Source organism: Bacillus sp. 2D03, from assembly GCF_003946765.1.
Lineage (GTDB): Bacteria > Bacillota > Bacilli > Bacillales > Bacillaceae_G > Bacillus_A > Bacillus_A cereus.
Map to the genome: position 1 here is coordinate 244,039 of NZ_RPSJ01000002.1, position 15,105 is coordinate 259,143.

Consider the following 15,105-nt stretch of genomic DNA (forward strand, 5'->3'; position numbering starts at 1 on the left):
CCCCCTAATATTCATTTCTTCTACTCGTTAATTTTTAAGCCAACTTCAAGCCCATGGAGAAACACTTGATGATTATCCAAACATAAAAATTGCTGAATATCTTCAAATTTCATATGACCAACTGAACAAACCCCTAAATTTAATGTCTCAGCAACCATATTTAAGGTAGCAGTGATAATGCCTGACTCAATACAAGCAAATAAATATCCATCTGAACCGTATTTCGGGATGGAAGCGTTCGCATTATAAACCAAATAAACTGAGAAGGCAGATTGAGTAAATAAATCCTGATTAATTAACTCATGATCACTTTTGATTACTTGATCAATGCTATTTACAATCACAAGACTATTTTTTGATGGGTTATAATAATAAAATCCAGCTTTCATACCCTCTATACGTTTTGGTTTTACATAAACAAAGATATCAATGGGATAGAGCCCGCCTGCACTTGCGTAATGATAGTATATTTTTTCTTCCCTAACCTGTTTTAGAGTTGATAAGAATCGGGAAAATTCCGAAAAACTAATATGTTTTTCCATATCAAATTGACGACAAGATCTACGTTCCTTGATTATAGTAGGTAGCTCATTTGTTGTTTCAAGTTGAATTTCGGTCGACCGTGCAGCAACGTGCGTGCGATTTAATTGTTCACTCATATACTTATCTAACTTTTCTTTAGAAAAGCGAATCTGGTTGCTATATAGATTTGAAAAAATCTTTTCTTGTGAAGAAAATACTTCTCTTGGGTGTAATATGTTACTTACTAACACACGATTTTTTATCATGAGCTCTATGTTTTTGTGTGTCTCTTCTACATTTCCTAATGAAAAGCGCTCTACTAGTTCACTGATTTTCACACCTTTTTGAGCCATAAAATAAAAATCAGGAAACCACTCAGACAGAATACCTGTAAATCTCATTTCCCCGATTAAAACTTCATTATGCAACTTCTCCCAATGCTTAATCGGAGACCAGTAATAAATTTTCTCGCTCATATAACCCTCCATAAACGTTTAACTTATTTTTGAAATGCAATTTTCTAATCTACAAAATTTTTTTTAGATTCTGCTCCTTGTCTCATAGTGATTATAAATACATGCACTTTAACGAAACTTGAAAATAATGAAATAACTTTTTCTTCATTAAAATTTTTTATTTCATCATAAAAAATGATTTTTTTTTGGATATTTCACATCCTTTCCCATAGTAATCCTATAAGGTATAAACCATTTATAACATTGAGAATATTCATGTATTTCCAATGTGAAATTATTGTAATGGATTGGAGAGCGGTTGAATATAGTTATTAAATCAAATAATGTTGAGAAAGTTTTATTTATTATATCGATAAAATTTTATGATGTAATTTATTACAAATAGATTAAGAAAAGAGTTTTAAATTTTTCTTAATCAGTTAGTGTGAAAATATCACATACTATTACATACAATCGAGTTACTTACATTTCATATTCAAAATAGAGAAAAGACACCTTGAATGGTGTCTTTTCTCTATTTTAATTCCATATACTTTTTACGCCTTTGTTATTTTTAAACGATTTGTAGGAATTAATACAACTCGAACATCTAGTTCGTTATATGTTCGAATATATAATAAACATTATCTGAATTACGAATGTATTTCAGATAATTTTATAAATAAACTCAAAGATATCTTCTTCTCCTACTGCCATAAAAGAAATAATCTATTGCTTATTTCTTTTATTAAATTGTAATATAATTACAGTATGTGAAATTATATTACATTAACTTTAAAAGCGAAGTGAGAATAATCTTCACTTCGCTTTTTTCATTTGCAATCCTTGTTAAATTTGCTCAATACAGTATTTATTTCCACATTCTTCGCATTTATTTAATCGGTTTCTCTGTTTTTAAGACAAATGAACTTAATGCAGGAACTTTAATTTTATTGTCATGGACAACATAAAGTGGTTTACTTCCCGCCTGCTTGCTGTCTACTAGTACTTTCCAAGGCCCTTTCGATGGAAGTGTTATTTCAACAGCTTCTCTATTTGCATTGTGAGCCACTGTAAAGTATTCATTTTTATTCCCCTCTATTGTATAAGCTACAGTATTTTTCGGAGCATCAATAAATGATACGTGTGTTTTTATTTGCTCTGCAGATGTCATTCGAAAAGCTGAGTACTTTTTGCGTAATTCTATTAAACCCTTCATATAATCTACTTCATTATTAAACGTTGCACGGCGCAGCCAATCCATCTGGTTAATTGAGTCTGGAGATTTGTAACTATTATGATCACCGTATTTCGTCCGCATAAACTCTTGCCCTGCATGTAAAAATGGAATTCCTTGTGATGTTAATAAAATCGAAGAAGACAATTTGTGCATTTGTGTTCGCGCTTCATCGCTGTCACCTGGATTAGTTAACTCAAGTTTATCCCATAATGTATGATTGTCATGTGCTTCCACATAAGTTAATACCTGTTCCGGATCTTGATAGGTAGACGAATTTGTATCATAGTCAATACCTGCCGTAATACCTTTTTTAATACGATTTTCCATGTTTTCCTTTCCATTTATAAAGCCATTTTCTTTTTCCTCAAATACACTACCTTTCAACCCATCACGTATATTATCGTTAAAATGAGCAATCCCTTTCATTTTCTCTGCATTTTTTTGATTTGCTTTCAGCTCAGCTGCAAGAGGTGTATTTAAATCCCATCCTTCTCCGTGTAGTATAATAGAAGGGTCAATTTGATTAACAGCTTTACGTATTTCATTCATCGTTTCATAATCATGAATACCCATTAAATCAAAACGGAATCCATCTAAATTGTATTCTTTTGCCCAATATGTGACGGAATCTATCATAAATTTCCTCATCATTTTTCTTTCTGAAGCAGTATCATTTCCTACTCCAGTTCCATTTGCAAATGTTCCATCTTCATTGTAACGATAATAATAACCTGGAACTAACTTATGAAAATTAGATTCAGCAGCATTATACATATGGTTATATACTACATCCATCACTACTCGAAGATTATTACCATGTAGTGTTTGAACCATTTGCTTTAATTCAGTTATTCGCACAGTCGGCTCATAAGGATTTGTAGAATAGGAGCCTTCTGGAACGTTGAAATTTTTAGGATCATATCCCCAGTTATATTGCGGTTCATTTAAAGTCTCTTCATTTACTGAAGCATAATCAAATATCGGTAAAAACTGAACGTGAGTAACACCAAGGTCCTTTATATGATCAAGTCCTGTTTTTACACCTCCTGGCCCTTTTGTTCCTTTTTCTGTTACACCTAAATACTTCCCTTTCTGTTTAATACCACTTTCAGGTTGAATGGAAAGATCGCGTACATGTAACTCATAAATAATAGCATCTTCCGGATTTTTAAATTTTGGCTTTTTGTTTGCTTTCCATTTTTTCGGATTTGTTTCTTCTAAATTAACGACTGCACCTTTATCCCCATTTACAGAAGCAGCACGCACATATGGATCAACCGCTTCAGTCCACTTATCACCAATTTTGACCTTATACGTATAAAAGAGCCCTTTTTGGTTCCCCTTTAGTTCTGCTGTCCAAGTTCCCTTTTCACCTTGTTGCATGTTTATTTCAGCACCTATTTTATCGTTCCAGTTTTTATATGTAACTAACTTCGCTTCGCTTGCAGTAGGAGCCCATAAACGGAACTTTGTATGTTGCGGAGTATATGTATTTCCTAAATCGTTGCCACCATAATAAAATAAATTATCAAATTCTTCGCTACGAATGACTTTACCAATTTCAGTATTCGTATCAGCTAAGTTTTCAATTTTAACTTTGTATGTTTGTTTTAAATCAATTTTCTGTTCCGTAATTATTTTAACCTTATTAGTAATATCTCCACTGTTTGTATCATAAGGAGTAATATTTTTAATTTTAATGCCTTCAATTTCAATTTTCTTTTCCTTAATATGAAACGGGACATTAGTCGTTACAGTAATTTCATTGAAACTATCAATAGTTGCTTTTTGAATTGAGAGATCCGATGAAGGCTTAGAGTTATATACTTTTTCATCACCCGAAAGAATCCATACTTCAGCACGACCGTCCTTTATATTTTCAATCCAACGATCCCCACCATCTTTTTCCCATTCATTTGTTCGAACTATAAATCCTACACGATTATAGTCACCGTCTATTTTTATCTTAGCGTATTTTCCAAATTCATCTTCACCAGTAAATTCATAAGATGTACCATTTGCATTTTCTCCCCATAACCAAAGATTCCAGTCTTTTGTATTTCCAAGCTTTTCTTTGTAATGAATGATAATTTCAGTTGTTTTAGAATTTGAAACTGCCTTCACACTCTGAAAGGAGAAAACAGATGATAACATAACGATTAAAGTAAGTAATAAAACTGTTTTATTAATTAATCTTTTTGTAATTTGCACCACATACACCCTTTCTTCAAATATTACTAACGATTTATTATGCTTTCACTGAATAAAACTGCTTAAATTTATCTAGAAATCTCTTTAACTTCACCTCCATATTGGCTATTTTCACGTATGTATTTCAATGACCTTTTAATACGAAAGCGTTTGCATTAATGATTAAAAAAATAGATTTGTTTATGCCTTCATATATTTGTAAATACTAAAAGATCAGGGAAATCATTTTAAAGCAATCGTTTGTTATCGCTTTCATTTTATAGACTTTCTATCAAGAGGTCAATATATTATTAATTTTCTGTTTTTATACACTTTAAACCTTATTGATTTGTCACTACTTCTTAAAGAGAAAACGCCTCATTATTGCTTAGTCAGTTTATTTTCAATAATACATTGCTATGAAAAAAACAGCTAATATCCTTAAAATGACATTAGCTGTTTTTCATAATGTATTAATATATGAATGAGAAATATATTTCTAAATTACTTAATTTTTGCTGCATCAAATGCTTTTTGAACTGCTTGAACTTCAGCTGTATTCGCACCATATTTATTAGTTGCCACTCGAATACATGCTGATCTCAATTCTTTGAAATTAGAAGTCATGTTTAACTCATCTGTATTTGCATAATAGAAAATATCAAACATTTTATCTTCACCAATTCCTTTAACAGTTACTCCGTTATGAGTTCCGCCTTTTGCAATGAGATACGCAACTTTATTAATAATACTTGAATTAAAATGAACACCGCCTTGATCCCATCCATTAAAATCGTTAAATTCACTGTAATCATCTGGATAAGGTACTCCTAGTGAAGATGGAACAGAAGCTGGGTTTTCCATATCACGGAAAACAGATCCTGTTTGTTCTCCCATTGTCCAGTTAAAGTTTCCATTATTTACGTATTTCTCAATAGATGTTCCCATAATATCAGATAATGCCTCATTAATCGCACCGGATTCCCCGTAATATTCAAGATTAGATTCGCTAGAAGTAACAGCATGTGTAAATTCATGTCCAGCTACGTCATATGCTTTAACAATAGGATCGCCATATACAAGCATACTTCCATTATTAGCACTTAATGCATTCTGCCAATTTTTCGGATCATTCGTCTCTTCAGAATCCCAAGCGTGTACAACTGAAACTACTTTTTGTCCCTTATTATCAAAGCTATTACGCTTGTATTTATCTTTATAAAAATCAAATACTTTTGTTGCTAAGTAATGAGCGCTTACTGCTTTTGGATCGTTAAATGTTGCCGAAGTACTAGTCGCTAATGTACCAGGATAATAGCTTTCTTCTTTAGTAATATCTCTGTAATTCACATCATATGTTTCAATGCCTTGCCCTCTTGTATAATCAGCAAGAGCATATTTGCCATTACTTTGTTTAGAGATACCAAATGAACGAGAAATACCTAAATCATCTTTTCCTGTTCCAGTTAATGATGTAAGACTGCTTTGTTTACTTTTCTTTAAAGCTCCAACTAGTTTGTCACTGGCTTTTAAGTTAGATTCTTGTACCATATTTTTTAACATATCACCATTTTGTGCATTTATTAAATAAGTACCAGAAACATAGGTTGGTGTTGCAGCTTCAAAGGTAACTTGGTATGCATTTTTAGCTTGTCCATTATTTTCATCAACAAAAATAACCTCTTTAACTTCTGGCTCAGAAATAAACTTGATATCGTTCCCGTACTTCGTATAAATAAATTGTTTTGCTTCATCTTTTGATAGATTAATAGGTTTTTTCAATTCTTCTTGTTTTAAATTTTGCGCGCTATCACCTGAAACACTTTTAATAACACCCTTATTATCTACGTGTGCAGTTAATTGATGGCCATATACTTCTTTTCCTTCGTATGTTTGCTGCATACGCACAAGTGTAGTTCCATCATACGAACCACGTTTTTGAAGGACTTTATAATCTACCCCTGCTTCTCCATTGACTTGTTTTTGGGACAGAGCTTGCTCTGTTTTCTCCTTAAGTGCATCCTTTACTACATTTTCTGGTGCCTTTTGTGACGGCTGTGTAAGTTCACCCGAACGGAACGATTCCTCTTGAATTTGAACTTGTAGTTGATCTGTTTCCTCTGCATGACCTACGCCATATGGTGCCACAGCTGTTAAAGCTAATCCTGTTGTTAATGCTACCTTAGTTAATGTCTTTTTGTTTTTCATTATTTCACCTCGTATAATTTTTGAAATAGAAAGCTTGTACAAAGTATACTGTCTATTCCTGTCGGAAAAAAGAGAAAATACGAAATTTATGTAACATTATGCAAAATTACATAAATTGTGGTCAATATTATAAATAATGAACGGAACACATATGTACATTATTTTGAATAAAAGAGAATCCTTATAGACACTCATCCAATTGGTTAGTTATTAATTATCTATATTCATTCTAATAAAAGTATACTTGCATCTAAATAACAACATAAAAACCCACTCTTTACTATTGTAAGAGTGGGTTTCATACTATTAAAATAACAATTACTATAAGAAACCTTATAATTTATATTTTTTTAGTAATCCTATTAAGTTTTTTATAAAATTCACCTTTTGTCTTTGCATGATTAAACTCATTTGGATTAATATTTGCTTTTTGTGCGAGTGCTACAATCTCTTCTTTTGAAATTGAGTCTTTCGTATTTATAGATGCTATATTTGTGTATTTTCCGTCTTCTGTTTTTGGAATTTCTAAAATCCCTTTATTCACAAGATCAACTACAGCCTTATGCTCTGAAGAATGTAAATCTACACCAGTAATTTTCCAATTACGCATAACTTTTGGTGTGTATACACCGTTCTTTACCTCTTTTAAATATGTAATAGCAAGGTTACGAATGGTTCCACCAGTTTCTCCAAATGCATTCTCTTGTTTAGATGACCAAATTTGTTCAAACTTACGCCCCTCTAAAGCTCCCCCTTTTGCCTGAAGAGCCTCCATTCTATATGCATTCATTCCCAGCGTCATAACATCGCTCGTTTTGATTGGTTTGTTTGTACGAATAGAGCGTAAATTTGTAATTCTACTTCCATATGGTTTTGTTAAGTCAATTTCGTATTTTACGCCTCCAAAGAAATCGTTCGTACTGTATTTAGATGCACGGCGGGTTTTATCAAAGCTAACGGTTACATCTCCGGCACGAGATGAGTTAAAATATCCTGCTGCCCATTCCATATAGTCTTTTAAATCTTTTCCAGAAATCTTATATACTGTAATTTCTCCCAAGGCATATTGGTAATTGTACGCAATATCTTTTTTCTTAATAGGACCTATATCCAAACGGGCATAATCATTATCAATTTGATGGGCTACTACATCCGCTTTACTGTAGTAGAGCATGACTTCATGAAAGAAATCTGATAAAGGTGTTTCTTGAATCTGAACACTTGGAATACCTTTTATTTCATTTTCAGGAACAAGATTTCTCCCCTTTAATTGAGCGACTACAACATTTGCATCTCCTCTCGCATATTCGTGAAAAGGTGTTAATGTTTCTTCAAGTGTAGGATCAGATAATATCGTTGTTCCATCAGCATTTTTTACAGGTATAGCGGTAGCAGTTTTATCTTTTAAAACCAATTTCCCATCTTGCTTTGTAAAAGTAAGGTCAATACGTGAAATATGTGTTCCATATTTATCTGGTTCTGTAATAATTACGCCATTTACAACTTCTTTTTTTACAAGTTTATGCATATGAGCCGCAAAAATAGCGCTTAGTTCCGGACAAGCATTTGCAATATCTTGAACACCAGTACCAGGGATACCATTCTCATTTTCTAATCCCATATGCATAACTCCTACCATTACATCTACTTTACCTTCTAATTCCTTAATTGCCTTTTTCGTCTCTTCTACCGGATTTTTCACCACTAAACCATCTAAGTGATCTGTCCCTTTTTCAAAATCACTAATCATTGGTGTATTCATACCAATAATCCCAACTTTAATTCCACCTTTTTCTACAATTGTATATGCAGGAAGAAAGCGCTCTCCATTTTCCTTATAAATATTTCCTGCTAACGTTTTTCCCTTATATTGCTCACTAACTTTTTTCAATGTATCTAATCCAAAATTGAATTCATGATTTCCAAATGCCCAGGCGTCATATCCCATTGTATTCATCGCTACCATCATTGGCGATTGTGGTTTATCGTTGAATAATTCTACTGAGTTTCCTTGAATTGTATCCCCAGCATCTACTAATATGGTATTTGGATTTTCTTGACGGACCTTCTTTATAACCGTATAAAGCTGCGTCAAACTTCCACTCATATTTGCTCCATCAAGCGCATAATCCCAAGGCATAAATCTACCATGAATATCTGCAGTACCTAACAATGTGATATTAACTTCAGATTCCTCAGCCTTAGAGATAGGTGGTTTGACTATTACTGCTGTTCCAAGCAGTAATAGAATTACAAAGTAACATACATAGTTCTTCCATTTCATTTTTTGCATAATAATAATATTTCTCCCCTTTTTGTACTTTCATAAAGTTGCTTGAACTTTAAAAATGTAACTTATTATTCAGGAAACTTCAACTACAAAAGATAATTTTGAAGGTGGTTCTGTTGCAAAATAAAGAGAATAAATTGCATACATCCCCTAACAGAATTGTATTTTATCGTTTCCTGACAGAATACCCCTTCCTTAAGCGTGTGAAGAGTACTTTCAAAATACGGACATATCATTCATCATCATAAAATCATTATTTCAATTTACTAAAATTCGCATATAAAATATGTTATGATGATTAATTTTTTGAATTTCATTGTCGAAGTATTTCCTTCTCAATGAAAATACTTCCAAAAAAATAACCCCGCTCTTCATTTAAGACGGGGTTACACTTATACAGAAAATCGGATAGTTTCATATTTTCTTAAGCTTATTTGTCACTTTCAACTAATTTCATTCTATTTTTTTCTTCTGAATCAATATGAATCAACCGTTTCCCCTGTTTATAATACGCATCAATAAATAGGGAATGATTTTTACTCTTCAATTTCACAAAGCAATTTTATCTCTTTGATTTGTTCTATATGACGCTGTTCATGCAAATAGATCAGTTCTATCCACTGATCAAGGGATAATTCTCCAAGAGCTGGATGCATCACTGCTTTTTTCGCTAATACAGACTCATCTTCTATTGTACTCAGGAAACGCATCAATTCTTTTCTTGATTCGTTTAGCATATTGAGCATTTGCTGCACTTCAAATGGTTCTATACTTGGTTCAATCATTTCTGGGGCTATAAACTTTTTCGTTCTATCTAATAAAATAGTGTGAATTTCTTTACGCTCATTTTGGGTACTATCTAACTTTTTTAATCCTGATGAAATAACTGTTATAACTCTCTCATCTAATAAAACTAAATGATGACAAACTTGTGCAATACTCCATTTATCCTTATCTGGTTTCCTATTAAATTGAGCATCACTCAACAAAGAAATTTCCTCAACTAATTGTTTTCTCGTTTCATAAAACTTGTCATTTACAAATGTATCCATGTGGATTCTCCTTTCATTGCAACCTACATACTTAAATTCCTACGCTAGAAATATTATCTTTGAAAAAAGATTTTCTTTCACTACTATTCCAATTTCATTTTAAAACCACAAATGAAGTTATTTGTTTTTTATATCTTTTTAATTGGCACAAATAAATCAACCTTTAACTTTCCTTCTAGATCTTCAGCAACATTATTTAAGCAAAACTCTAAATTATCTCTATCATAATCTGCATCATACTCACTATTTGGTAGCCACTCTGCATACATGTATTGATACGCTGCACTTAATTTATGAGGTTCATCATAGAACTGGCATAGACCATATATACCTCCATCTAATCTTTTAAATTGCACATCATGATACTTTTCTTTATCGAAGTTTTCAGGAATCGTAACACATGCATCATGCCGGCACTTATGACTTGCAACAAGTTCAGGATTATCTAATGATATTCCGATAAATGATTGCTCTGGTGGATAAAGTTTATTTTCAATTGACCAATTTAGTAACTTTCCCCAGTGATCTTGTGGTTCAAAGTAGCTACCAGTTCGTCTTATATATGCTACTTCTAATGGTGGTAATTTTTTTATAAAAACTTTCATTTACATCTTCTCCCCTATAAATATGTACACTGTTTATTTAGCTTTCTTTAAATATTTATTCCTTCTTAAATAAAAAGAATCCTCTAATCACATGAATTTTAATTGAAATACAATTGATTACTATTACTACTACTAAAGTAGTATGTACTTTCATACTTTTATTTGATTTTAAAGTCTTTTTAAATCGATATATTGATTGTAAGAAAATAAAAAGGTGGAGGATTTTAATTGATTAAAGGAATATACGAAGCGCATTTACCAGTATAATGTCCTATCAATTTATCATTAAATAAATGTAAAAAAACGACCCTATTTATTCATTTTTAATGCGTATGTATGTACATTTGTTAATTTATTCGATATATTATGGGTATTGAATGATTACGTAAAGTGTATAGGTCGCTTATATAACACCTTATATTTTTATATCCGTGAAAACTACAAAGTGTATGAAAATCCATTTGTCAAATGAATTTAGTGTGGAAGGAGGTTTGTGGTTACTTCATAGGGTATAATAATCAGTTTTTTACTGATAAAAATATAGGAGGCGACATAATGTTTCGTACGATTTCAAATTTCATGAGAGTAGCTGAGATAAGAAGGAAAATCCTTTTTACACTAGCGATGTTAATCGTTTTTCGAATTGGCACGTTTATTCCAGTTCCTCATACTAACGCAGAGGTATTAAAAGTACAAGATCAAGCTAACGTTCTAGGTATGTTAAACGTATTTGGCGGAGGAGCATTGCAACACTTCTCAATCTTTGCTGTAGGTATTACACCATATATTACAGCTTCCATCATAGTACAATTACTACAAATGGATGTTATACCTAAGTTTTCGGAATGGGCAAAGCAAGGAGAAATGGGCCGTAAGAAATCAGCTCAATTCACTCGATACTTTACAATCATTCTCGCATTCATACAGGCCATCGGAATGTCTTATGGCTTTAATAATATAGCAGGTGGACAATTAATAACAGATCAAAGCTGGACTACATACTTATTTATTGCGACAGTTTTAACTGCAGGTACTGCATTTTTACTTTGGTTAGGCGAACAAATTACCGCTAACGGAGTTGGTAATGGTATTTCGATGATTATCTTCGCAGGTCTCGTTGCTGCGATTCCAAATGTTGCAAATCAAATTTATTTACAACAATTCCAAAATGCTGGAGATCAGCTATTCATGCACATAATAAAAATTGTTTTAATTGGACTCGTAATTTTAGCGATAGTTGTTGGCGTTATTTACATTCAACAAGCTGTACGTAAAATACCGATCCAATATGCAAAAGCTGTTTCAGGAAACAATCCATATCAAGGAGCAAAAAACACTCATTTACCTCTTAAAGTAAATAGTGCTGGTGTTATACCAGTTATCTTTGCTTCTGCATTTTTAATGACGCCACGTACAATTGCGCAGCTCTTCCCTGATTCAAGCGTATCAAAATGGTTAGTTGCAAATCTTGATTTCGCACATCCAATTGGAATGACACTTTATGTCGGTCTTATCGTTGCTTTCACATACTTCTACGCATTTATTCAAGTAAATCCTGAACAAATGGCTGAGAATTTGAAAAAGCAAAATGGATATGTTCCTGGTATTCGTCCTGGTAAAGCAACTGAACAATATGTAACTAAAATTCTATACCGTTTAACATTTATCGGTGCAATTTTCTTAGGTGCTATTTCTATATTACCGCTCGTATTCACGAAAATTGCTACGTTACCACCTTCTGCTCAAATTGGTGGTACAAGCTTACTTATCATTGTCGGTGTAGCACTAGAAACTATGAAGACGTTAGAAAGCCAGCTTGTAAAACGTCATTATAAAGGCTTTATTAAAAAAGTGAATTAATTATAAAAAACACAGTTGGTTATTTTTCCAACTGTGTTTTTTATTTTATCAGTCCTGTAATATACAGGGCTGTTGCTTTATGGAACTACATCTCCTTCTCTAATAACCGCCCTTTTTTGAAATAAGTCCGTAGTGTTGAACGATTGGCCAAAAATACACCAATCAATATAAGACAAGCCCCCATTCCCATTGTAGGATTTAAAGGTTCTCCTAAAATGATATATCCCACAATTATTGCAATTAATGGTGATACATATAACCACGTCGATGGAAATACTGGATTTGTTTTTGATAAGAGCCAGTAATATAATCCGTGTCCACCAATCGATCCGATAAATATGAGATATAAAATAGGCCATTGCACACTCCATGAAGTTAATACGGTTACATTTGGTTGTTCTACAATAATAGATGCGATTAGTAGTAAAATCCCTCCATAAAACATTTGAATACCGTTAATAAGAAATGGTGATACATTTGATAAATCTGACAGTATTTCTTTCGAACGAATAGAGCCTATTCCGTAAAATAACTCCCCTATAACTAACACAATACAAGCAATACTCCATATGAAACTTACTTGTTGATGCATTCCTGGTAAAGAAACAAATATAACACCTGCTAGTGCAATAACTAAAGCAACGAGTTGTTCCTTTTGTAATTTCTCCCTATTCCTCTTTGCTTGTATTAATAAAATCATCATTGGTCCCGTAGCAGAAAGAACAGCAGCTAATCCCGAAGAAATATATTGTTCTGACCAATATAAACTTGCGAATGTCATAAATGTTAAACAAAATCCAGCATACATAATGCGTTTTGAAAATATATGTGGCATAATTTCTTTTCGCTTTAATTTAAAAATAATCATAAGGATTATGCCCGCTAAAAAGAAGCGAATTCCTGCTGAAAACAACGGTGGCGCCCCTGCTTCAATTCCAATTTTTATCGTTAAAAATGTTGTCCCGAAAATAATACATACTAAAATGTAATTAAAAATGACCATTTTGCTTCCTCCTTTTTACTCTTAGAATGAGTATAGAGGCTATGGTGTATAACAGTGTATCGGTACATATAACAGTTACTTCAAGTTGTAGTTGATTCCCTATATATTTTTCGCTTTAATTAAGTTAAAAAGAAAAATAGGTGAACCTATGAAAATTGTATTGCGTAAAGAAACAAACATACCGTATTACAAGCAAATATATATGCAAATTGTTGACAGAATACAAAGTGGTATGCTTTCACATGGTGAATCTCTTCCTTCTTTACGTTGTATGGCCACAGATTTACAAATCAATGTATTAACAGTTCGTAAAGCGTATAAACAGTTAGAAACGAAAGGGTATATACGCATCGAACAAGGAAAAGGTGCTTACATATATAAACGGGTAAAGAAAGATTTCAAACCAATTCCGTATAAATGGCAACAAACGAAAACGATTAATGTTATGCGTTCTCAATATGCAATGAATAAGCACCGTAAATATTATAATTTTTCACAAGCAATTCTGTATCCTCGTCTGTTACCAAATCCATTTTTGGCAGATGAAATGCATAAATTGCTGGATAAAAATCCGATGTTGTTAGCAACTTATGGGCCAGTTCAAGGCGATTATGAATTGCGAGTTGAAATAGCAAATTACTTAAATGAACACCAGAAATTAGTGACAGACCCATCTCAATTATTAATTACAAGCGGAGCACAACAAGGAATTGATTTAATTGCTCAAACATTATTAAAACCTGGAGATATTGTATTAGTAGAAAGTCCATGTTACAGTGCTGCGCTTGATGTTTTCATCAATAAAGGTGTTCAAATCATTCCCGTTTCTCTTGATAATCATGGAGTTCGCTCCGACTTAATTGATGATATTTGTCAAAGTAAAAATCCCGTTTTATTGTATACAAATCCAACCTTCCAGAATCCGACAGGTACAGTAATGAGTAAAGAACGAAGAATGGAACTTATAGAACTAGCGGAGCTATATCAATTTTTTATTATTGAAGATGATTCTTTCGGAGAAATATATTTTGAGGATGCTATAATCCCGCCCCCAATCAAAAGTTTTGATAAAGATGGCCACGTAATATATATAAAAGGATTTAGTAAAACGTTAGCACCAGGACTGCGTATCGCAGCACTTATTGCCGATGGCCCTATTTTTGAATGGCTATATGCAGTAAAAGGTTCGATGGATATCGGTAGTCCTTTATTAACACAGAAGGCACTTCTACCATTTTTACGTGCAGAACGTATGAAAAACCATTTAGAAAAATTACGTACAGCTTTACAAATGAGACGTGATTTAACAATTGATATATTGTCGCCATTAAAAGAACTAAACTTTGAAATACCAAATGGAGGTTTTAATTTATGGGTGACACTGCCTGATTCGATAGATCCCTTTACCTTATTACAAAAAGCAAATGAAGTAGATGTCTCTTTTTTACCAGGAACGGCTTGTCTATTAAATTACGAAACAAATGATAACCAATTAAGAATTAGCTATTCAATGTTAAACGAGAAAGATATGGAAATTGGATTAGAAAAATTACACGATACAATACGAAACAGTATTTGTTAGAAGTAATATCACAATAGCTAACAATAAATAATACCCGCAAATGAAAATGTATAGTATAGGATATTATTTATTGTTGAGCTTTTTCGTTATTCTGAACA

The 15,105-nt window shown here is 32.5% G+C and carries 9 protein-coding genes; 2 read left to right on the forward strand and 7 right to left on the reverse strand.

Going from position 1 to position 15,105, the window contains the following annotated elements; translation table 11 throughout:
• Positions 1 to 20: 20 nt before the first annotated feature.
• The 6 genes from EBQ15_RS06230 to EBQ15_RS06255 all read right to left on the reverse strand — a co-directional run bounded on the left by EBQ15_RS06230 (position 21) and on the right by EBQ15_RS06255 (position 10,562).
• Positions 21 to 998: a SagB/ThcOx family dehydrogenase gene (locus EBQ15_RS06230; protein ID WP_033682839.1), complete on the reverse strand. Its 978-nt coding sequence runs from the start codon at positions 996 to 998 to the stop codon at positions 21 to 23.
• Positions 999 to 1,869: 871 nt separating this feature from the next.
• Entirely contained in the window at positions 1,870 to 4,428 is a 2,559-nt protein-coding gene (gene pulA / locus EBQ15_RS06235; protein ID WP_001167512.1) for a type I pullulanase, read from the reverse strand.
• Between the two features lie 483 nt (positions 4,429 to 4,911).
• Positions 4,912 to 6,615: a M4 family metallopeptidase gene (locus EBQ15_RS06240; protein WP_000791444.1), complete on the reverse strand. Its 1,704-nt coding sequence runs from the start codon at positions 6,613 to 6,615 to the stop codon at positions 4,912 to 4,914.
• Between the two features lie 340 nt (positions 6,616 to 6,955).
• On the reverse strand, positions 6,956 to 8,908 hold the full coding sequence (locus tag EBQ15_RS06245) for a bifunctional metallophosphatase/5'-nucleotidase (RefSeq protein ID WP_001171078.1): 1,953 nt from the start codon (positions 8,906 to 8,908) through the stop codon (positions 6,956 to 6,958).
• A 533-nt stretch (positions 8,909 to 9,441) separates the two neighbouring features.
• On the reverse strand, positions 9,442 to 9,957 hold the full coding sequence (locus EBQ15_RS06250) for a DinB family protein (protein ID WP_000379372.1): 516 nt from the start codon (positions 9,955 to 9,957) through the stop codon (positions 9,442 to 9,444).
• 128 nt (positions 9,958 to 10,085) lie between these two features.
• Positions 10,086 to 10,562, reverse strand: coding sequence for an AraC family transcriptional regulator (locus tag EBQ15_RS06255; protein WP_000862356.1), 477 nt, complete (start codon positions 10,560 to 10,562; stop codon positions 10,086 to 10,088).
• 555 nt (positions 10,563 to 11,117) lie between these two features.
• Between EBQ15_RS06255 and secY the strand changes: the two genes are divergently transcribed.
• The gene (secY, locus tag EBQ15_RS06265; protein WP_000490131.1) at positions 11,118 to 12,422 is read left to right on the forward strand and encodes a preprotein translocase subunit SecY; all 1,305 of its coding nucleotides are present in this window, start codon (positions 11,118 to 11,120) and stop codon (positions 12,420 to 12,422) included.
• An 85-nt stretch (positions 12,423 to 12,507) separates the two neighbouring features.
• Here secY and EBQ15_RS06270 read toward each other — a convergent pair whose 3' ends face one another.
• Positions 12,508 to 13,425, reverse strand: a complete 918-nt coding sequence (locus tag EBQ15_RS06270) for a DMT family transporter (RefSeq protein WP_000234333.1) — start codon at positions 13,423 to 13,425, stop codon at positions 12,508 to 12,510.
• Between the two features lie 148 nt (positions 13,426 to 13,573).
• Between EBQ15_RS06270 and pdxR the strand changes: the two genes are divergently transcribed.
• The gene (gene pdxR / locus EBQ15_RS06275) at positions 13,574 to 15,007 is read left to right on the forward strand and encodes a MocR-like pyridoxine biosynthesis transcription factor PdxR (protein WP_000706799.1); all 1,434 of its coding nucleotides are present in this window, start codon (positions 13,574 to 13,576) and stop codon (positions 15,005 to 15,007) included.
• The last annotated feature ends 98 nt before the right edge of the window (positions 15,008 to 15,105 follow it).

Bases quoted from the DNA above. Each gene is read 5' to 3' on its own strand.
- EBQ15_RS06230 (WP_033682839.1), bottom strand. From the start codon at position 998: ATGAGCGAGAAAATTTATTACTGGTCTCCGATTAAGCATTGGGAGAAG.
- EBQ15_RS06240 (WP_000791444.1), bottom strand. From the start codon at position 6,615: ATGAAAAACAAAAAGACATTAACTAAGGTAGCATTAACAACAGGATTA.
- EBQ15_RS06245 (WP_001171078.1), bottom strand. From the start codon at position 8,908: ATGCAAAAAATGAAATGGAAGAACTATGTATGTTACTTTGTAATTCTA.
- EBQ15_RS06250 (WP_000379372.1), bottom strand. From the start codon at position 9,957: ATGGATACATTTGTAAATGACAAGTTTTATGAAACGAGAAAACAATTA.
- EBQ15_RS06255 (WP_000862356.1), bottom strand. From the start codon at position 10,562: ATGAAAGTTTTTATAAAAAAATTACCACCATTAGAAGTAGCATATATA.
- secY (WP_000490131.1), top strand. From the start codon at position 11,118: ATGTTTCGTACGATTTCAAATTTCATGAGAGTAGCTGAGATAAGAAGG.
- EBQ15_RS06270 (WP_000234333.1), bottom strand. From the start codon at position 13,425: ATGGTCATTTTTAATTACATTTTAGTATGTATTATTTTCGGGACAACA.
- pdxR (WP_000706799.1), top strand. From the start codon at position 13,574: ATGAAAATTGTATTGCGTAAAGAAACAAACATACCGTATTACAAGCAA.